Source organism: Lentibacillus salicampi (assembly GCF_004565465.1).
Classification (GTDB): domain Bacteria; phylum Bacillota; class Bacilli; order Bacillales; family Amphibacillaceae; genus Lentibacillus; species Lentibacillus salicampi.
This window is the reverse complement of record NZ_SRHY01000037.1, coordinates 14154-32083: the sequence shown is the minus strand read 5'-3', so window position 1 is coordinate 32083 and position 17930 is coordinate 14154. Positions and strand designations below refer to the sequence as shown.

The following is a 17930-nucleotide window of genomic DNA, read 5'->3' as shown; positions in this document are numbered from 1 at the left end:
ACGCCCATCGATTGGCGCAAAAGAAGGTTCCATCAGTTTATATACAGCCCATTCATCAGCGATAGGAAACTTGATGAAGAGTTTTAGGTAATACCCTGCATGTTTTTGTCAGGTTCCGGGTTTTGGAGCGTGACAAAAATATGCAGGCCACCAAGCGACAGCGCGGTAGCCGGAAAACGTGTACAAAAATAGAGTGCCAAATATATTGGTGTGACAACCACATCGAGAAAAGATTGACACATACGGGAAGAAGTGCCTGGCTGATTGAAATTTCACTTTATGATACAATGAATGACATATGCGGACGTTGAATAATTCATTTTATACGTTGCATAAGATAATAAAGGTGAATTGGGGGAGGTATTTGTATGAGTAGAACTGGTGAAATTGTGTTAACGGTCATTGGTGCAATCATCTATGGTTTGTCTGCCATAGGCGGCGCATTTATGGTGTGGCTGTTTAACAATGAGGCTGTTCAGAACGAGGCAATGGGAGATATTAATCAGCAAGAGGGCGTCGGAGCGGAAGATATGGAAGCCGCATTCGGGTTCCTGCAGGGAGGCGGCTGGTTCCTTGTTGCCCTTTCTGTTATCGGACTTATTTTAGGCATTGTGTGCATTGTCTTCCTGAAAGGCGATAAAAAGCCGAAAGCAGCAGGAATTATTTTAATTGTAACGTCTGTGCTATTTGCCATCATAACGTTTGGAGCACTGATCTTCAGTGGTATATTCTATCTGATTGCCGGCATTATGTGTCTGGCGCGGAAGCCACCGCAAGTCATCACAGAATAAACCGATTAAAAAGAGTAACTTTTAATAGTTACTCTTTTTAATTTAATGGTATAATATACGCAAAATAGAGACGAGGTGCAAAAATGGAAGAGATGTTGAATGCTATTCTGAATTCCCTGGGAGGGGGAGGGGTAAAGGAGAGTCTGGATTGTTTGTCGCAAAGGCAGGATTCAGTGGAACAAAGCCTGGAAGGTCTGTCACAAAGGCAGGAAACCATGGAGCAGAAGCAGGAGACCATGCAGCAAGGCTTTGATCGATTGGAAAAAACCAGGATCTTTTTGCTCGCCAACTGTCGGCATTCAGCACCCGGCTGGAAGGAGTTGAAAACAGACTTGATAGGGTTGAAATCAAACTTGATGGAATTTCGGAAAAGCTGGATAACGTCACTATAGAAACTGGTAGCGGACTTAGATATGTGGAATGATAGCTTGACAGCCACAAACAGATTTTGAGTTAATCTCCACAGGAACATACAACTAGATGTGATATTCCTCAAATTCAATTTTTTAACCTCATGCACAGCACTTCTATTTTGATTTTGGTCCCCCAATATGAATGACAATACTGGGTGTTGAGCGGTACCCAGTATACTTACTGCTTTAGACATTTATTAAAGGTTCACCTTGGTCCGTATCCCTTATAATATCCTGCAGAGCATTTCCTCAATTAACAGTCCACTCTCTCTGTCGAAAATCTCATGGATGTACTATTAAATATGATATGAATAGCTCCGTGAATTTTTTTAATATTTACAACCTAGCGTGTTTCCGTTATATTGATATGGAAAGTCCGTAAATTGTATGTCGTTTTTGGGAGGCTGAAATGCAATGAAACAACAAAATATATACGATAACGATCCACGTTATAAGATCGCCAACCGTGAAGCATTAATTGGTGTTGGACTGGCTGTTTTTAATTTCATCTGGTGGTTTGTCTTTGCATATGGACTTGGCGGCAGGGACCCGTCCGAATATTCATATGTTTTCGGGCTTCCGGCATGGTTTTTTTACAGCTGTGTGCTGGGGGTTGTCGTCATGGCCGTGCTGGTGACGATTGTTGTCAAAAAGTGGTTTGTGGAAGTTTCATTCGATGAAGAGGGAGAGGAACAATGAATTGGCAGGCATTAATTCCGTTAATTGGCGTATTATTGATTATATTTGCTGTAGGAATATGGGCAGGTAAATACATACGATCATCCAATAACTTTATGCAGGATTATTTTCTTGGTGGCAGAAGCCTTGGTGGGTTTGTCCTGGCAATGACGATGACGGCGACTTATGGCAGCGCCAGCAGTTTCATTGGTGGACCGGGCACGGCTTATACCGAGGGGCTTGGCTGGGTGCTTCTGGCGATGACACAAGTATCGACAGGGTACTTCGTGCTGATGGTGCTGGGCAAAAAGTTTGCAATTGTGACCCGTCACTATAAAGCGCTGACAATGGTCGACTTTTTGAAAGAACGCTATCGATCCAAATGGGTTGTCCTGTTTTCGGCTTTCAGTATTATTGTCTTTATCTTTTCAGCCATGGCAGCGCAATGGATTGGTGGTGCTCGTTTAATTGAGTCACTGATCGGAATTCCGTATACGACAGCGTTATTCATTTTCGCTTTATTCGTACTCGTCTATGTTGTCATCGGTGGTTTCCGGGCAGTCGCCTTAACCGATGCCATTCAGGGAACAGTTATGTTTGTTGGAACGCTCATATTGCTGATCGCAACAATTATCGCCGGGGGTGGGCTTCCTAACATCATGTCGGATCTTGCGGCGGAAAACCCGAACCTGGTGACACCATACGGCGCTGAGGGCACACTCACACCAGCGTTCGTGTCCTCGTTTTGGATATTGGTCGGTGTCGGAGTTGTGGCCTTGCCGCAAATAACGGTAAGGGCGATGTCTTATAAGGACTCCCGTTCGATGCACCGTGCAATTATCATAGGCACAATTGTAGTTGGTATTATTATGCTCAACATGCATTTGATTGGTGTGTTGGCCCGGCCGATTTTGCCGGGAATTGAAGTGGGAGACAAGGTTATGCCGCTTATTGCTCTGGAAGTTTTGCCGAACTGGCTGGCAGGCCTCGTTCTGGCGGCACCAATGGCAGCAATCATGTCGACGGTGGATTCATTGCTCCTGCTGGTAAGCTCATCAATTGTCAAAGATGTTTATTTGAATTATATCCAACCGCAAGCCTCTCATCGGCGGGTCAAACGGCTGAGTATCGGAATCACAGCGATCCTTGGAGTGATTGTGTTCCTGATGGCCCTTAATCCGCCTGATTTGATTATCTGGCTGAACCTGTTTGCATTTGGCGGGCTTGAGGCGGCATTTATCTGGCCGATTGTGATGGGTCTGTATTGGAAAAAAGGCAACAAATACGGAGCTCTCGCCTCGATGGTTACCGGAGTTGGGCTGTATATTCTGTCTGATTCATTTTTCCCACAGCCGTTCGGACTGCATTCAGTTGTGCTACCGGTCATCATCTCGTTTTTTGTCTATGTATTTGTGAGTCTTAGTACGCAAGATAAAGAGAATTCAAGTGTCGAACTGATCGGTTAGGTGGACTACTGCGTAGGGGGGATGGTTAGACAATGGAGCGTATTATGGTGATGGGCGTGTCCGCTGGTGCAGGTAAGTCCACGTTTGCACGGGAACTGGGCAAACGGCTGCATATCGAGGTTCATCATCTCGATGCCTTGCACTGGAAGCCTGGTTGGGTGGAAGCATCAAAGGAAGAATTTGAAAATGCACAACGAGAAATTGTCACGCGAAACCGGTGGATTATCGAAGGAAACTACAGCAGCACATATGATATTCGGAAGGAAAATGCAGACACGATTATATACTTGGAGCTTCCGCTGACCGTTTGCCTGTATAGGGTTGTCAAACGCTGGCTGCTTCATATCGGCAAAACACGGCCTGATATGGGGGAAGGGTGTAAGGAAAAATTGGACTATACGTTCGTGAAGTTTATCTGTACCACGTACCATTCCCGTAAGAAAAAGATGCGAGAGAGGCTCAAGGCGTTCGGTGAAATTGGTGATGAAAAAAAGGTGATTATGCTGCTGAACAAGAAGGAGATCGGGGAGTATCTTGAAACACTGGTGGACCCCTAAGAAAGTGACGATGCTGGATGGTGAGACATCATGCAAATTCGGAAAGCAGCAGTCAGTGATAAAGAATCCATATGGTTTGTGCATACTGATGCGATTATCAATACTTGCAGTTCCCGCATTGAAAGATTATTAGAATAAATCCGTGAACAAGTCTTCAAAGGTTACAAGAAAATCAACATCACTTTCTTCCTTATCCTATGAACTGCGACTTGCCGCAGTTCATTTATTTTTTGTCCCTAAAAATGTAAATAGGCCTTATTTTGATGAACGGACGTTTGATAATATGCTCAAGTTCTATGCTTATGCGTCTAGTGGTTTTATAGGAATACTCTTCATCTCGTTAAGTGTTGTAACATTTATGGGGATTGAGAGCTTTCCCGTTAAGCCGGACTGGAATTCTTCAATTAGATTTCCAATAATCCTCTCATGTTCATAAGAAGCTGTTGCCATGAAAACCGGGGCACCTTCATAGAACTCCGCCCGCTCCTCTTCTTTAACGGACGATAAAAACTCATCCAGTATATACGTTTTATTTTGATCAAGCCTTGTCATGGGCTTCGTTTCCCTCTTTATTTTTATTAATCATAGCAAGGGGATCGTTTAAGTTCAACAGAGAAGTCTGAAAATATTACTCAAGTTGACCCTGTGTTTCCTGTATACAGGCCCGGGAACTTTTGCTGATGAAATTATGTTAATATAGCCTTAGTGATAACAGAGAAAAATGACAGGGAGAGAACTGTTTATATGATGAAAATCGGATTTGTGCGCCATGGTGTTACGCGTTGGAATAAAGAAGGAAGAGCACAGGGGAGTTCGGATATTCCACTGGATGAAGAAGGCTTAGAGCAGGCACGGTCACTCGCGGAACGGATGGAAATCGGTGATTGGGATGTCGTGTACACCAGTAATCTGCTGCGGGCAAAGCAAACGGCTGAAGTTCTAGCTGAAAAACTTGGGACAAAGCTGCATTTGGATCCCAGACTCCGTGAGAGAAGCGGCGGGCTTATTGAAGGGACTACAGAAGCAGAACGGGTTCAAAAGTGGGGTCCCGACTGGCGCGAACTGGACGTGGGGTTTGAAACGCATGAAAGCATTATTACGAGGGGTCTCTCGTTTATGGAAGATATCAGTTCCCGCCATCACGACCAAAGCGTGTTGATTGTGAGTCATGGTGCGTTTATTAAGCGTCTCCTGAACGAGCTCATGCCTGATTCAGGTATGGATGAATCCTTGAAAAATACGTCGTTAACCTGTCTGAACCATAATGGGGACGGCTGGGATTGTGATGTGTATAATTGGACTGAGCATTTGGTAGCGGACGATTCTCTTAAATTATAACGGTTTTGGAAGTTCCGGATGTAGAACGATAGCTTATCAGGATACGAGACTTTAAAAAACTTAGGAGAGATCTCATGTACTTAGAGATTTTTAATGAAACTGTCAGCATTCTTCACAATGATTATGCGGGTTGTATAGATAAAAAAGATTGGGATAATCCTGATTTTTATCGAAACAAGATAAGCAAACGATCGGAACAAGGTAATATGGACGATGAAAAGTTTACCGGGATCGTTCAGGATTATCTTTTGGATTTCAAGGATTTGCACATGAGCTTCAAACGCGCCGCTCAATCAGAAGAATCTCTACAGGATGTTGGCTTCGCAGTCAGAAGATATGGGGACCTGCTTTATATCGTATCAGCTGGTAAGGAAACCGGCGTGAAGCCTGGGTATGCGATTGCAGGACTCGATGGAAAAGGGATTTCTGAATTAGCAGAGTTACATACAAGAAAGTTGATGGAAACTAAGGCAGAAAGGGAGAAGTGGAGCAGTATTCTGCCGCTTTATCAAAACGCCCTGGTGAAAGATTTGTCAGGCCATTCCTTTCACCTGTCACTTAGTCACTATGATAAAGAAGTCTATTTCCCGGAATACATAATCAAGGCAATATCGGATCAATCACTGTACATGAAACTGACAGACTTTATGAATCATACAGAAATTGCCAGACTAATAAAAGATAATCATGATCTGTTGTCTTCCGGAAAGAATTTAATCATCGATGTACGTGTGAATAAGGGCGGGAGCGATCTGGCCTACTTTGAACTGCTACCTTATTTGTTCGGAGGAGCTGAAATCGATTTGAATCAGCTTGACGAGGGTGTGATGCTGACCAATTGCACGGAGCGGAATGTAGACCTCCGAACTGAGATGATGAGGAAGGCGTTAACGTCCATTGAAGACGCAGCAGCCCGAAATCAAATCAATTCGTTTATGAACGAATTGGAGAAAAACAGAGGTAACGGTTTTGTTGATATTGATATTGGAGGGTCGGATGACATATTAGAAACAAAACCCGGCCCCGAAAAGGTGATTCTGCTGACAGATGTGTACTGCGGCAGCTCGGGAGACTCTTTTGTGGAAGTGTGTAAACATTCCTCCAAGGTGACGGTAATCGGAAGGCCAACTTTGGGATTAAATGATTATGCCAATCTTGCCATCATGCGCTGGAAAGGCAGATTTGAACTTTGGTATCCAACTACGAAATTATCCATCGTTGATGAGGGAAAAAGAATGAGCGGCGTCGGGATTCAGCCGGATATTTACATTCCATGGACTCCAGAACATATTGAAACGGATATAGATTTTATGAAAGCTTTAGAGTTGTTGGAAGAATGAAAGGGGTGCTGGCTTTGGTCTTTTTCAGAACAGAAGATCTTGGTGTGAAGCACTTGATTGTCGAGAGATAGTTTAATACAATGCGGATTATCGGAATTCCATCAATTTAACACGGGTGTGGTAGGACATGGAAAAAGAGAAGCTGATTCGAAAATACGATAAACAAGTCAAATTGTACAAAGGGGTCTGCAACAATCGTACACTTGCCCGCTGGAGAAGTGAGATTACAAAAAGTGCCTATGGAGACGTTTTGGAAGTCGGTGTCGGGATTGGCGCAAATTTTCCGTATTATGACAGTGAAGATGTTCGCCTGACAGGGGTTGACTTCAGTCCTGATATGCTTGAAAGTGCTAAACAAACGGCTTCTGACTGTCAAATTAATGCAGAGCTCCTGCAAAAGGATGTCGAGGAACTGGAGTTTGAACCGGATTCGTTTGACTGTATTGTTTCAACCCTGACAATGTGTGGCTACTCAAATCCAACTGACATATTGAATCGTTTTAATCGCTGGTGTCGAAATAACGGCAGGATCCTGTTGTTGGAGCATGGAATCAGTTCAAATGCGTTATTGTCACGTGTTCAAAAGATAGCTGATCCATTATTTCAAAAGACTGCCGGATGCCATTTGGATCGCGATATGCTTAAAATCGTTGAGAAATCCGATTTGCAGATTGATTATACAGCACGTTACTGGTCGGATATAGTCAGTTTAATTTGGGCCAGCCCGGTTCAATAAATGCTGAAGATGCTGAGCTGTCAAAAGTGAAAACGATAGCCGTAGTCGATGTCACGGGTTCATATTCGATCTCCCCTGTGTTCATCACGTCAAGTATATTTCCTTTCAGATGATGTGTGTCTCCGTTGTCAATCGGGAATAACCGGATTAGAAGTCTTCTGTAAATGAAAGGTGAGAATCCATGGCATTGAGCATTTTGACTAAAAGTAATGGAAAGCTTGGCTTATACTTACCGCCATTGATTATTATGGGTTTGTTAGTTGTCAATTTATATATGATTATGAATCACAAATCAATTGTCACAACAATGGTGGCGATGGTTTCCGCTGCATTGCTGGTCGTTTTATTGTTTATGTCCATCAAATCCATTTTTAAAGTGGAGAGATGATTTCCCGGGTTTTATCGTTCAGTTTGAATTTGTATTGTATATCGACATATCATCATTCAAGTAAAATGCTGTAAATTTACCTGTTTGAGAACCACACCTTATAATCGTCGATAACAGCTGCCTGCTCTTTGCTTAAATCAATTGGCTCCAGATCCACTAGAGGTAAATGATATTTTTTTCTGCCAAGTCTTGTATTTACGATCAGGCCATAAAGATTATCATAAAAGTCATCAATCCTATGTACTTTGACCTGATCTCCTTCTTGGACAGGACTCCCCCATTCCTGCCAGTCACCCACTTCCGCTTTAAAAGGAAAAGTTACGCTTTCTTGAATGATCGAAATCCAGTTCCTTCCAATGTCAAATTCATCCGTTAAGTCTTTGGTGATATTCAGAATTCTCTGGTCCTGGTCGTCGGTATAACCTCATTGCATATAATCGCATCCTTTCAATATAAAAGGGAAGCCAGAGCGGCGTCCCCTTTAAGCTTTAGTCGGTTCCTCAGCAAAACGCACAAAATAATCCAGCGAATCCTGATTGCTCAATGACCCTTGGTTGACAACATCATGAACCGGTTTGCCCATTAGTATTTTTTTGATCGGGATTTCCAGTTTCTTGCCGTTCAGCGTTTTTGGCAGGTCCGGTGCTTCGTAAATACCGCTTGGGACATGCCGGGGCGAACAGTGAGTCCGGATCTGGCTTTTGATCGTTTTCTTCACGTCATCGTTCAGCTTTTTGCCATCCTTCATCAGAACAAACAGTGGCGTGTAGGATTCGCCATTGCCATTAGGTACATCTACAATCAGGCTGTCATGCACTTCGCTGACATGGTCGACGGCACGGTAGATTTCGCTTGTGCCGATACGGATGCCGCCGCGGTTGATAGTGGCATCGGAGCGTCCATAGATGACGCACGTATGACGGTCGGTGATTTTTAAATAATCGCCGTGCCGCCAGATTCCCGGGAATACGTCGAAATAACTATCATGCATGCGGCTGCCATCCGGGTCATTCCAAAAATAAATTGGCATGGACGGGAATGGTTCAGTCAGCACAAGCTCCCCGACTTCTTCAATCTGCGGATTTCCCTCGTCGTCATAGCTTTCGATTTTAGCACCGAGGCCGCGGCATTGCAGTTCACCCGCATAAACCGGCAAAATAGGCGAGCCAAGGGTGAATGCCGTGCAAACGTCAGTTCCGCCACTTACGGATGCAATCCACAGGTCTTTTTTCACATTGTCATAACACCACTGGAATCCTTCCGGCGGCAGCGGGGACCCGGTCGAGCTGATATTTTCAAGGTGGCTTAAATCGAATTCGTCACCAGGTTTAAAGCCGTCCTCTTTCATGCAGGAGGTAATGTAGCTCGCACTCGTTCCAAACACGGTCATCTTCGTATCCTGGGCGAATTGCCACAGCATGCGTTTATCCGGATAGCCCGGGTTGCCGTCATATAAGATAATGGTACTGCCGGTCAAAAGTCCGCCGACAAGAAAATTCCACATCATCCAGCCGGTGGTCGTGAACCAGAAGAAACGATCGTCTTTGCCAAGGTCCCCATGAAAGGTTAATGCCTTCAGGTGTTCCAGTAAAATGCCGCCCTGACTTTGCACGATTGGTTTTGGTTTGCCGGTGGTGCCCGATGAGAACAACACCCATAGCGGGTCGTTGAAATGAACGTGTTCATAGGTTAATGTTCCCGACTCAGCAACCGCATCATCCCATAAAGTGACATTTTTCAGCCGAGCGGTATCCGGATGCTCATTCAAATAAGGAATCGCGATGGTTGCTTCCAATGTCGGCAGTTCGGACTGGATATTTTCCACAACGTCAATCCGGTCAAAAACTTTCCCGCCATACCGGTAGCCGTCAACAGTTACCATGACTTTCGGTTCGATCTGTTTAAATCGGTCAATCACACTTTGCGTGCCGAAATCCGGCGAGGCGCTTGACCAGACGGCGCCAAGGCTTGCTGTAGCCAGAAACGCGACAACAGATTCATAGATATTGGCCACATAAGCCACGACACGATCGCCTTTTGTGACGCCAAGGTTTTTCAAAGTTTGCTGCAGAGCGGCCGTGTCACGGTAGAGCTTCTGCCATGTTACCTCTTGTGTCTGACGCAGTTCTGATGAATGAATAATCGCCGGCTGGCGTTTATCCCGGTCTCTGAAAATATGTTCGGTGTAATTGATGGTTGCTTCCGGAAACCATCTGGCACCAGGCATTTGATGCGACGTCAATACTGTTTCATAAGGGTCTTTCGCCTGGATGTCAAAGTATTCCCAGATTGATTCCCAGAATTTTTCCAGTTCATCGACAGACCACTTCCATAACGAATGATAGTCACTAAAGTTCAGATTTTTATGTTCGCTTAACCAGTTCATATAATCATAGATTTGTGATTGCTTTTTCCGCTTTTCGGTCGGCTCCCATAACAGGGTACCTTCTTTTATTTCACTCAAAATCATGGACCTCCTTATACTAACGCTTATGTCCATTATATGTAACCGTTTTCCGTGTGTAAAGGTATCCATGTTTGATAAATTTTCTGATTATTACAAGTCGGGGTATTCGGGGCCCAATGAATGAAAAAACGCTCCGATAAGATCAGTTTCCGGAGCGTTATAACGAATGATTCGTACATACTTTTATATCGCTGCTATACTGCTATTTACTATTTCGGTCATGCTCAGCAAATTTCACAAAGGTCAATTCATCTTCAACCAGCCCGCACGAACCGCATTGAATTCGGTATGCTGGTCCGCTATAGGTCATATGAAATACTTCTGGCTGCTCATCCGTATAGTCATTCAAAACGTCGCCGGTCTGCGGGTCTAATTTCACAGGCTTGGCAACCTGTTCAATAATATTAAACCGCGAACGATTTGTTTTGCAATTAGGACAAAGGTATTGCTCTGTCATATCAGCCACCTCCAGCTCTTATTTTTCCGTAATTGCAGAATTCTATTCAAGAGGCGCCACATATGGAGGAACCAATATTTATTTGATTTTATAGAGGATTCTGAATATTTATGGTAAAATTAAAGTGGCATCTGTGAGGAACTATGCAAACGGACCACTTAATGGGATAACCCGGTAACGTCATGCAGTTCAATGGATTGGGGAGCGGTGTATGAAAAGGGATATTCGTTTTTCAGAAAAACTTCTGGTTTTTGGGTATGCCTATATTTTTCTATTCATGATCGTACAGGACTTGATTCCGCTTGGGACATTAAATGATGTGGAGGCTATTGCTTCGTTACAGTCCTTTAGTGAAACATTGGCTGTAACAGCGGTTGGCGTCGTGCAGATATTACTTCTAATGGGCGGGATACTGTTTTTTATAGGGAAAAGATACCCTGTTTTAATAAGAATTTGGCTGATTGTTCATCCATCATGTATCTTCCTGGGTGCACTTGTGGCTTGGTGGATTCCGTATTTATTTGGGATTGGTGTGGAAGAAAGGGCAACAAGATACAATGCGATGTTCGGCGATACTCATGCATTCCTGCCTGTCATGAATGGAATAGTTCCGAATACGCTCCACACGACTTTTCATTTTGTATTATTTGTTTGCATCATGTTAACAGTTTATATATTTGTGACAGGTCATAAAAGGACAGGTACAATCAATAAATCAGCACTTGCTGGTCGAAAAAATGTAAACTGATAGTGGAATGAATTAATCATAGAGTACGATTGAAACGTGATGCTGATTAAGTAAACGGGCAATATAGATATTGTGAAGAGAACATGCTGCCCTTAAATTTTTGATATTCGTGCTAAAATACTCAAGGCAAATGTGGTGACCAAAATGGCGCGAAATGGTAGGGTTTTCAATTACTAATCTGTGGCAGATGAATTGAACATTGATCCAATAGTGACCAGAAGAATTATTGATGAAACACGAGATGGAAGTGAAAAGGATGAAGAAGGTAGTGTTACTCAGCAAGCAAGTTTAACTTTTGACCCATATCTTCAAAATGGAGTTTTGGCACTGGGGATGGTTGAACAAGGTGGAAAAAGAGAAGTCAAATTGGATATACACGATCAACCGAATTTCCCCATTACTAATATCGCTGAAAAGTTAATCGAATTGGAAGATGCGCCCAAAGAAGAAAAAGATGCCTATATCGAGGAACTGAAAGAAAATGAAGCACTTGGCCATAACCGGATAAGAGTGGTAAAAAACCGTGACGGCGAAGCGGAAATAAAATTGTCCGATAGCAAAGGTAATCCTCGTATTCGTTTAGCAGTCGATGTTAATGATATACCGAAAATTGAATTTCTTGATCAGGAAGGTGAAATGGTCAGCAGTTTCCCGTAGAAGCATTGATTAAGTGGAACAAATACGAGGATGTTGATGTATATGGATTAAATAATCGTGCTTTTATATTTAAAAGGGGTGAATCGATGAAGCGTTTGCTGATTTCTCTTGGTATCAGTATGACAATAATTTTTGGCGTTGGATTTCTTATTCGTTTTGTGCGGGATTCGGACTTTTATATTGCTCAATTTATCGGTGGCATAATAGGAATTATTATTTTAATTATAGGGGTATTTATTAAGGGTACGATTAAGTGGGATGATAATTCCTTTTAGTAAATTCTGGAAGAAACATCATTTATATCAGAAGCAAGAAGAGAGCAAATTATTAAGGCTGCGATTGAGGCATTGGATGACATTGGTTATGTAAATATGAGTTTAGCTAAGATAGCGAAAAAGGCAAAGGTTAGCACTGGTTTAATTTCCTATCACTTTGAGGATAAGGAGGATGTGCTGAACCACACGCTGGACTATTTACTAAAAAAACAATTTGAATACATTAAAGAGAGGGTTTCAAAAGAAGGATCCGCATATGATCAACTGATAGGCTATATTGATGCGTCCTTAGCTTATCAAGGCACCCATAGCATCAATAATGTCGCATTAATTGAGATCATTTTTAATGCACGCACACCGGATAATATCCCGTATTATAAGTTATCAGGTGATGAGGAGGATCCATTGTATACCTATTTAGAGGGGATTTTAAGTCATGGCATCAAAACAAAAGAGTTTTCTGAGGTTGAGCCAAAGAACGTTTCTATCATGATACAAGGAGCTATTGCTGAAAGTATGCTCATAAATGGGAAGCAATTTAACTTAGAAGCTTACAAGAATGATTTGGTAAAAATGGTAACAAAGATGGTTAAATAGTGAAATAAGTAAAAGAAGAACAACTTTCAGCAGCTAATTAATATTACCTGGAATAAAATTTGGCCAGTGTTGACAGCACAAGCCATAAAACTGCACCGACTGCAAGAAAAAGGAGAAAAATTTTAAATGCATCAAATACAGAAGCAATTGTGAACCATCCACTAAACAACAGAATTGGATAGACTGTTATGAGCATTATTAAAAAATGAATACCGCTTTGCTTGGTGAAGCCCCAATGGTCTATATTATAAATGACAGTTGTCGCGCCAACAAAAAAGGTAATTAAGCCGGCTGTAAATGTTCCTTTAGCATCCGAATAGTTCGCTTGAAAGTACAGTGACAAGGCAATCCCACCCATAATAATGAGCGGTATTGCCCCTCGTAAAAGAGCTTGTATAAACAGCATTTCGACACCTCCTTATTGACAGCGTACATTTCATTTATGTTCCCTGGCGCTAAATCGTCCCGGCTCTTGGAGGTCATTTTCTCGGCAAATTCGCATTCATCGATTCTTCCACTTTTTTGTAATACAAATAATAGCCGGTCCAGAACACCGCATAAATGAATATGAAGAACAAACTGGTTCCAATTATGGCTGCTGCTGTTAATGGAATCCACCCAGCAGACAGGGCAATGATAAAGTAAAAAACAATCGACATGATGAAATGAACTACTGTTTGCTTCAATAGACTCAAGCTGTTTTCGGTAAAAATCAGTGAAGACAACCCAAAATAGATCCCGATGATAAAGGAGCAGAGCATATAAAGCCATATTTGTGAAACGGGGGCTTCTGTATTCGTATACTTTAAAACTGTCAGGGCAATGAATGTAATAATACCGCCATAGGCTATCCCAATCATGCTTCGTTTAATTGCTTCAACGATCATTCGATTTCCCTCCCATCGCCAATCTGTCTTTGATTGGGGTCACATATTTTCGTGTGATATATTCTTTATTTCCGGAGTGGAAGTAGACGCACAGATTTCCATTAAACGATAATTCAAAACGCTCAATCTGATTCAAATTGCCAATGACGGATTTGGAAAAGCGCATGAAGTCATAAGGGGCCAATACGTCTGCCACTTCATAAAGCTTCATGCGTATTTCCACATGCCGATTGCTCATACAAGCAAAGACCCGCCTTTTTTCAGCATATACGTAATCGATCTGGTTTGGATCAAGCAAAACGGTTTGATCGGATTCGATCCCGAACAAACGCTGTCTGTTTTTTCGTTTAATAATGGCTGTGATCTCTTCCAGTTCCTCAGACCATTCACTTGCTTTAATCGTGATCGACGGCTCTGTGTGTTTCTCATCAATATCAATGTTCACCTTCATTCTCATTCCCCCAGTTTCGTCTGTCCCACATGAAATAGCCAAAAACGGCAGCCGACTGTCCGGCTCTGACTAAAAGCTTTTCCGATGATTGACGTTTCACACTAACCCTTTGCCCGTTTCAGGAAATTGGGATAACACAAGAGCGCTAAGATAAATCCTGCCAGACCAAATCCCAGAAGAATGAGGGAGGTCTGTAAAAGATCAGCATATCCAATCGTTCCAGCCATCGCATCCTGAAAAGCCTGGTGTGCCCAGTACTGCGGCAAAAGTGCGCTGATAGTCTGCAGAATATCCGGCATCATGTCAACAGGCATCCAGAGTCCGCCAAGCACCGCACCACCCAAAGCGATCACTTGGGTCAGGGCGATCCCCATATTATTGGTTTTGACCGCAACAGCCAGCGCTAATCCCAGTCCCGTAACCATAAACGTCAGGAAAACCGACAAAATCAGCAAATACACTGGTTGCTCGAGTGGAATATCATAGACAACTTTCCCGAATAACAGCAGGATTACAATTTGCATCATGACAATGTACATATAAGGCAGCCATTTGCCCAGTAAAAATAAATATGGTTGACTCGGTGTGCTGGCAACTCTGGCAACCATGCCCGTGTTCCCGTCCTTTATAAATGATTCGGTCATTGATATCATAATAAAGAAAACAAACATGATTGTATACCCCGGCACGATTGATAAAACCACTTGACGGCTTTCTGTTTCGCCCGTTCCAGAAGTGAAAACCGCGATAAATAAAACGGTAAAAACGATTGGCAGAATCAGTGTCCAGAATATAAGCCCCCGGTCCTGAAGATTTTTCTTCATTTCCAACTTGGTGATGGCATTCATTTATTGGCACTCCCTTCGATTTAATCCCGCAGCTGACTGCCTGTCAGCGAAAAGAAAACATCCTCCAGACGCGGCTTGACAAGCTCCAGTCGGTCAGGTTCCAAATTGCTTTTCCTGCAAAAAGTGAGGATATTTTCCATGGCCTCAAGTGGGTCGTTGGTTGTTATTAAATGGCCACCGCTCATGTTCATGACAGAACCGCATTGACCGATCCCCTCAGGCAGACAGTTTTCCCCTTTGACATAAACGGACGGGACAGCATGTTTTTGCAGTAAACGGTCAATCGATCCATTTTTCACTATTTTGCCCTGATCCATAAAAGCCGCTTCATTACATAGCTGTTCGATTTCTTCCATGTAATGGCTGGCATAAATGATCGTACGGCCGCCTTGTTTAAACTGTTCAATCATCTGAAAAATGTACCGGCGTGATTGCGGGTCAATGCCTACAGTCGGTTCATCCATGATGATCAAATTCGGTTTGTGCATGATCGCACAGCCAATATTCAACCGCCGCTTCATGCCTCCTGAAAACGTCTGTACCTTGTCTTTTCCGCGTTCAGTCAATCCGACTTCGGATAAAACTTCATCAGTGCGGCGTTTTAACGCTGTACCAAGCAAGCCGTAAAGTTTTCCAAAAAAGTTTAAATTATCGCGTGCCGACACCGTTTCCTCCAAAGCAATCTCCTGAGGGACATAACCGATCCGAAGCTTGTTATGGGAAAAATGAACCTCACCGTCGAAATCCTTAATGACCGATGCGATAATTTTGATTAATGTTGATTTGCCCGCCCCGTTTGGACCAACCAGTCCGTAACAAGTTCCTGCTGGGATATTCAATGAAACATTTGACAGTGCCTGGTCATCAGCATAGTACTTATCAATGTTGTTTATCGTCAGCAATACATACACCTGCCTTTTACTGTTGATTCGATTATGGCAAAAAACTGCTATTATTACACTGGAAAATGGATAACACGCTGAATTTAGTGATTGACATAGCAGAAATCATGTATATAAAAAACACCACCCGTTTGATGAGTGATGTTTCAGTAAAATATCAAGTTTCGCAAAGCTCCCAAAGAAGGTTATGATAGCCAACGCTTGATTTTGCCAAAGAGGGATTCACTTGCTTCAGCTTTTTCTTCCGTCGTTTCATCCGCCTCGTCATCGATAAAAATGTGTTTTTTTTCAATTGCATAATCATACGTCAGCACTGCACCGATGTCTGTATCGGCGTCTTCGTTGGTGACTTCGGTGTAAGGAATATTGTACTTGTTGGCCAAGGCTTTTTCTTCTTTCAAAAATTTATGTGATACATCACCGTTTATCAGCAGTTTGGCCTCTTGATTGGCTTTCATGGCTTTATCAAGCTCATCGAGTCCTTTATCCGACATGATCTGGCCTTTTGTGAGCGCAATGACAATGCGTTCCCTGATCGTCCCCAGAAATTGTTTCCGTTCTGAGGGTTTCGTTTGCCGGGAGCCATAAATGCCTTCTGTCAGATAGTCATCCACATTCTTTGTCCCCATGCTGTCACATCCTCGTTGGATAGTCATATGGTTATTGTATCGGATGAGCCGCCGTCACGCAAAGAAGTGCCCCGGGTGTTCGGGGCACTTCTCTTTAGGATTCCCTGTCTTTTGCACGTTTTTGTGCTGCACGTCTTCTGACTTGAGCTATTTTATCATGGTGGTCACCAAATTCTTCGGAAAACTCAACATCCTTGCTTTCCGTTATCGCATATTTCGGTGTTTGCGCCAGACGGGCTCTTCCCCGCCGACTCGTGCGATGTTCATCTCTGCCCATTCAGTCCACCTCATTTTAAAATGGCTTCTTCGTTAGTATGAGCAGATAACAACCATCTTATCCCGTTCAAGGATCGTAACCCGCCAAAGTACGGAGGCTATTAACGTCGGTCCCCACCAAACAGATTATATAATCCCCCGGCAATACTGCCTTCACCTTTATCAGATCCGCCTTCCTGAGGAGCTGAAGCAAACACCCTGCTTGCCAGACGGCTGAATGGCAGTGACTGCACCCAGACGGTTCCAGGTCCGCGGAGTGTCGCGAAAAATAAGCCTTCACCGCCGAATAGCGCCGTCTTGACACCGCCGACAAACGCGACATCATAATGGATATCTTGTGTCATCGCAACCAGACAGCCGGTGTCCACCCGCAATGTCTCACCGGGCGCGAGTTCCTTTTTAACCATCGTTCCACCTGCATGGACAAACGCCATGCCATCGCCTTCGAGTTTTTGCATGATGAACCCTTCACCGCCAAAAAAGCCTGTCCCGATCTTTTTCTGAAATTCAACGCCAACAGATACGCCTTTTGCAGCAGCTAAAAAAGCATCTTTCTGACAAACAAGCTTCCCATTCAGCTCACTTAAGTCCATTGGCATAATTTTTCCAGGATAGGGGGAAGCGAACGATACGTGCTTTTTGCCGGTTCCTTCATTTGTGAAGGTCGTCATAAACAGGCTTTCCCCGGTAATGACGCGTTTTCCGGCGCCGAGCAGTTTTCCCATCAGACCGCTTCCCTGATTGGCCGATCCGTCACCAAAGATTGTTTCCATCCGGATCTCATCGTCCATCATCATCAGACTGCCTGCCTCGGCAATCACTGTTTCTTGCGGGTCGAGTTCAACCTCGACGAATTGCATGTCATCTCCGTGGAGTTTGTAATCAATTTCGTGGTTATTCAATTTTTCCCATCCCCTTTTCGTTGTTATCCAAGTAATACGTGGAAAATCCTGAAAAGATTCACCTGTACCTGCAAATAATTATATGTCTTCTTTCATATACTACAACCGTATCCTTATGTATAAAAAA

25 protein-coding genes are annotated in these 17930 nt (G+C 43.3%); 13 read left to right on the top strand and 12 right to left on the bottom strand.

Translation table 11 applies throughout. From position 1 onward, the window contains the following. Window positions 1–368 precede the first annotated feature (368 nt). The 5 genes from E4U82_RS15580 (at window position 369) to E4U82_RS15560 (ending at window position 3905) form a co-directional block, all read left to right on the top strand. Complete coding sequence (locus tag E4U82_RS15580) at window positions 369–791, top strand: DUF4064 domain-containing protein (protein WP_135111105.1); 423 nt, start codon at window positions 369–371, stop codon at window positions 789–791. Window positions 792–874: 83 nt separating this feature from the next. Further along, complete coding sequence (locus E4U82_RS15575; protein ID WP_135111104.1) at window positions 875–1183, top strand: hypothetical protein; 309 nt, start codon at window positions 875–877, stop codon at window positions 1181–1183. A gap of 435 nt (window positions 1184–1618) precedes the next feature. Further along, window positions 1619–1903, top strand: a complete 285-nt coding sequence (locus E4U82_RS15570; protein ID WP_135111103.1) for a YhdT family protein — start codon at window positions 1619–1621, stop codon at window positions 1901–1903. Further along, window positions 1900–3348, top strand: a complete 1449-nt coding sequence (gene panF / locus E4U82_RS15565) for a sodium/pantothenate symporter (protein WP_135111102.1) — start codon at window positions 1900–1902, stop codon at window positions 3346–3348. Before E4U82_RS15570 ends, panF begins: the two co-directional genes overlap by 4 nt. A gap of 32 nt (window positions 3349–3380) precedes the next feature. After that, on the top strand, window positions 3381–3905 hold the full coding sequence (locus E4U82_RS15560) for a P-loop NTPase family protein (RefSeq protein WP_135111101.1): 525 nt from the start codon (window positions 3381–3383) through the stop codon (window positions 3903–3905). A 300-nt stretch (window positions 3906–4205) separates the two neighbouring features. On the opposite strand, the gene E4U82_RS15555 is transcribed toward E4U82_RS15560, so the two are convergent. Then, window positions 4206–4457 (bottom strand): PDDEXK family nuclease, encoded by a 252-nt coding sequence (locus E4U82_RS15555; protein WP_135111100.1) that lies wholly within the window; start codon window positions 4455–4457, stop codon window positions 4206–4208. 192 nt (window positions 4458–4649) lie between these two features. Between E4U82_RS15555 and E4U82_RS15550 the strand changes: the two genes are divergently transcribed. The 4 genes from E4U82_RS15550 (at window position 4650) to E4U82_RS15535 (ending at window position 7707) form a co-directional block, all read left to right on the top strand. Next, window positions 4650–5243, top strand: a complete 594-nt coding sequence (locus E4U82_RS15550) for a histidine phosphatase family protein (RefSeq protein WP_135111099.1) — start codon at window positions 4650–4652, stop codon at window positions 5241–5243. A 74-nt stretch (window positions 5244–5317) separates the two neighbouring features. After that, on the top strand, window positions 5318–6583 hold the full coding sequence (locus E4U82_RS15545; RefSeq protein WP_135111098.1) for a S41 family peptidase: 1266 nt from the start codon (window positions 5318–5320) through the stop codon (window positions 6581–6583). 127 nt (window positions 6584–6710) lie between these two features. Further along, window positions 6711–7319, top strand: coding sequence for a class I SAM-dependent methyltransferase (locus tag E4U82_RS15540; protein ID WP_135111097.1), 609 nt, complete (start codon window positions 6711–6713; stop codon window positions 7317–7319). A 181-nt stretch (window positions 7320–7500) separates the two neighbouring features. Next, window positions 7501–7707 carry a hypothetical protein gene (locus E4U82_RS15535; protein ID WP_135111096.1) on the top strand — a complete coding sequence of 69 codons (207 nt, stop codon included), beginning with the start codon at window positions 7501–7503 and terminating at the stop codon, window positions 7705–7707. Window positions 7708–7783: 76 nt separating this feature from the next. On the opposite strand, the gene E4U82_RS15530 is transcribed toward E4U82_RS15535, so the two are convergent. The 3 genes from E4U82_RS15530 to E4U82_RS15520 form a co-directional block, all read right to left on the bottom strand. Beyond that, window positions 7784–8095, bottom strand: a complete 312-nt coding sequence (locus tag E4U82_RS15530; protein WP_280689383.1) for a calcium-binding protein — start codon at window positions 8093–8095, stop codon at window positions 7784–7786. 93 nt (window positions 8096–8188) lie between these two features. Continuing rightward, on the bottom strand, window positions 8189–10177 hold the full coding sequence (locus E4U82_RS15525; protein ID WP_135111094.1) for an acetoacetate--CoA ligase: 1989 nt from the start codon (window positions 10175–10177) through the stop codon (window positions 8189–8191). A 199-nt stretch (window positions 10178–10376) separates the two neighbouring features. Beyond that, window positions 10377–10631 (bottom strand): DNA alkylation repair protein, encoded by a 255-nt coding sequence (locus E4U82_RS15520; RefSeq protein WP_135111093.1) that lies wholly within the window; start codon window positions 10629–10631, stop codon window positions 10377–10379. Window positions 10632–10842: 211 nt separating this feature from the next. On the opposite strand from E4U82_RS15520, the gene E4U82_RS15515 reads away from it, so the two are divergent. The 4 genes from E4U82_RS15515 to E4U82_RS15500 all read left to right on the top strand — a co-directional run bounded on the left by E4U82_RS15515 (window position 10843) and on the right by E4U82_RS15500 (window position 12908). Further along, on the top strand, window positions 10843–11379 hold the full coding sequence (locus tag E4U82_RS15515) for a hypothetical protein (protein ID WP_135111091.1): 537 nt from the start codon (window positions 10843–10845) through the stop codon (window positions 11377–11379). A gap of 180 nt (window positions 11380–11559) precedes the next feature. Beyond that, a complete protein-coding gene (locus E4U82_RS15510; RefSeq protein ID WP_135111089.1) occupies window positions 11560–12036 on the top strand; it encodes a hypothetical protein in 477 nt (158 codons plus the stop codon). Between the two features lie 86 nt (window positions 12037–12122). Next, window positions 12123–12311 carry a hypothetical protein gene (locus E4U82_RS15505; RefSeq protein WP_135111088.1) on the top strand — a complete coding sequence of 63 codons (189 nt, stop codon included), beginning with the start codon at window positions 12123–12125 and terminating at the stop codon, window positions 12309–12311. A 3-nt stretch (window positions 12312–12314) separates the two neighbouring features. After that, window positions 12315–12908 (top strand): TetR/AcrR family transcriptional regulator, encoded by a 594-nt coding sequence (locus E4U82_RS15500; RefSeq protein WP_135111087.1) that lies wholly within the window; start codon window positions 12315–12317, stop codon window positions 12906–12908. A gap of 43 nt (window positions 12909–12951) precedes the next feature. On the opposite strand, the gene E4U82_RS15495 is transcribed toward E4U82_RS15500, so the two are convergent. The 8 genes from E4U82_RS15495 to E4U82_RS15460 form a co-directional block, all read right to left on the bottom strand. After that, the gene (locus tag E4U82_RS15495; RefSeq protein WP_245183610.1) at window positions 12952–13314 is read right to left on the bottom strand and encodes a DUF3021 family protein; all 363 of its coding nucleotides are present in this window, start codon (window positions 13312–13314) and stop codon (window positions 12952–12954) included. 73 nt (window positions 13315–13387) lie between these two features. Then, window positions 13388–13795 carry a DUF3021 domain-containing protein gene (locus E4U82_RS15490; RefSeq protein WP_135111086.1) on the bottom strand — a complete coding sequence of 136 codons (408 nt, stop codon included), beginning with the start codon at window positions 13793–13795 and terminating at the stop codon, window positions 13388–13390. Continuing rightward, window positions 13785–14246, bottom strand: coding sequence for a LytTR family DNA-binding domain-containing protein (locus E4U82_RS15485; RefSeq protein WP_135111085.1), 462 nt, complete (start codon window positions 14244–14246; stop codon window positions 13785–13787). Before E4U82_RS15485 ends, E4U82_RS15490 begins: the two co-directional genes overlap by 11 nt. 101 nt (window positions 14247–14347) lie before the next feature. Next, window positions 14348–15094 carry an ABC transporter permease gene (locus tag E4U82_RS15480; protein ID WP_135111083.1) on the bottom strand — a complete coding sequence of 249 codons (747 nt, stop codon included), beginning with the start codon at window positions 15092–15094 and terminating at the stop codon, window positions 14348–14350. Window positions 15095–15114: 20 nt separating this feature from the next. Then, entirely contained in the window at window positions 15115–15996 is an 882-nt protein-coding gene (locus E4U82_RS15475) for an ABC transporter ATP-binding protein (RefSeq protein WP_135111082.1), read from the bottom strand. A gap of 185 nt (window positions 15997–16181) precedes the next feature. Beyond that, window positions 16182–16625, bottom strand: a complete 444-nt coding sequence (locus E4U82_RS15470; RefSeq protein ID WP_135111080.1) for a YueI family protein — start codon at window positions 16623–16625, stop codon at window positions 16182–16184. 94 nt (window positions 16626–16719) lie between these two features. After that, window positions 16720–16902: a YfhD family protein gene (locus tag E4U82_RS15465; RefSeq protein WP_135111078.1), complete on the bottom strand. Its 183-nt coding sequence runs from the start codon at window positions 16900–16902 to the stop codon at window positions 16720–16722. Between the two features lie 100 nt (window positions 16903–17002). Beyond that, window positions 17003–17803 carry a TIGR00266 family protein gene (locus E4U82_RS15460; protein WP_135111077.1) on the bottom strand — a complete coding sequence of 267 codons (801 nt, stop codon included), beginning with the start codon at window positions 17801–17803 and terminating at the stop codon, window positions 17003–17005. Window positions 17804–17930 lie beyond the last annotated feature (127 nt).

Bases quoted from the DNA above. Each gene is read 5' to 3' on its own strand.
- E4U82_RS15505 (WP_135111088.1), top strand. From the start codon at position 12,123: ATGAAGCGTTTGCTGATTTCTCTTGGTATCAGTATGACAATAATTTTT.
- E4U82_RS15560 (WP_135111101.1), top strand. From the start codon at position 3,381: ATGGAGCGTATTATGGTGATGGGCGTGTCCGCTGGTGCAGGTAAGTCC.
- E4U82_RS15550 (WP_135111099.1), top strand. From the start codon at position 4,650: ATGATGAAAATCGGATTTGTGCGCCATGGTGTTACGCGTTGGAATAAA.
- E4U82_RS15485 (WP_135111085.1), bottom strand. From the start codon at position 14,246: ATGAAGGTGAACATTGATATTGATGAGAAACACACAGAGCCGTCGATC.
- E4U82_RS15555 (WP_135111100.1), bottom strand. From the start codon at position 4,457: ATGACAAGGCTTGATCAAAATAAAACGTATATACTGGATGAGTTTTTA.
- E4U82_RS15495 (WP_245183610.1), bottom strand. From the start codon at position 13,314: ATGCTGTTTATACAAGCTCTTTTACGAGGGGCAATACCGCTCATTATT.
- E4U82_RS15465 (WP_135111078.1), bottom strand. From the start codon at position 16,902: ATGGGCAGAGATGAACATCGCACGAGTCGGCGGGGAAGAGCCCGTCTG.
- E4U82_RS15515 (WP_135111091.1), top strand. From the start codon at position 10,843: ATGAAAAGGGATATTCGTTTTTCAGAAAAACTTCTGGTTTTTGGGTAT.
- E4U82_RS15490 (WP_135111086.1), bottom strand. From the start codon at position 13,795: ATGATCGTTGAAGCAATTAAACGAAGCATGATTGGGATAGCCTATGGC.
- E4U82_RS15575 (WP_135111104.1), top strand. From the start codon at position 875: ATGGAAGAGATGTTGAATGCTATTCTGAATTCCCTGGGAGGGGGAGGG.
- E4U82_RS15535 (WP_135111096.1), top strand. From the start codon at position 7,501: ATGGCATTGAGCATTTTGACTAAAAGTAATGGAAAGCTTGGCTTATAC.
- E4U82_RS15570 (WP_135111103.1), top strand. From the start codon at position 1,619: ATGAAACAACAAAATATATACGATAACGATCCACGTTATAAGATCGCC.
- E4U82_RS15520 (WP_135111093.1), bottom strand. From the start codon at position 10,631: ATGACAGAGCAATACCTTTGTCCTAATTGCAAAACAAATCGTTCGCGG.
- E4U82_RS15540 (WP_135111097.1), top strand. From the start codon at position 6,711: ATGGAAAAAGAGAAGCTGATTCGAAAATACGATAAACAAGTCAAATTG.
- E4U82_RS15470 (WP_135111080.1), bottom strand. From the start codon at position 16,625: ATGGGGACAAAGAATGTGGATGACTATCTGACAGAAGGCATTTATGGC.
- E4U82_RS15545 (WP_135111098.1), top strand. From the start codon at position 5,318: ATGTACTTAGAGATTTTTAATGAAACTGTCAGCATTCTTCACAATGAT.
- E4U82_RS15525 (WP_135111094.1), bottom strand. From the start codon at position 10,177: ATGATTTTGAGTGAAATAAAAGAAGGTACCCTGTTATGGGAGCCGACC.
- E4U82_RS15580 (WP_135111105.1), top strand. From the start codon at position 369: ATGAGTAGAACTGGTGAAATTGTGTTAACGGTCATTGGTGCAATCATC.
- panF (WP_135111102.1), top strand. From the start codon at position 1,900: ATGAATTGGCAGGCATTAATTCCGTTAATTGGCGTATTATTGATTATA.
- E4U82_RS15480 (WP_135111083.1), bottom strand. From the start codon at position 15,094: ATGAATGCCATCACCAAGTTGGAAATGAAGAAAAATCTTCAGGACCGG.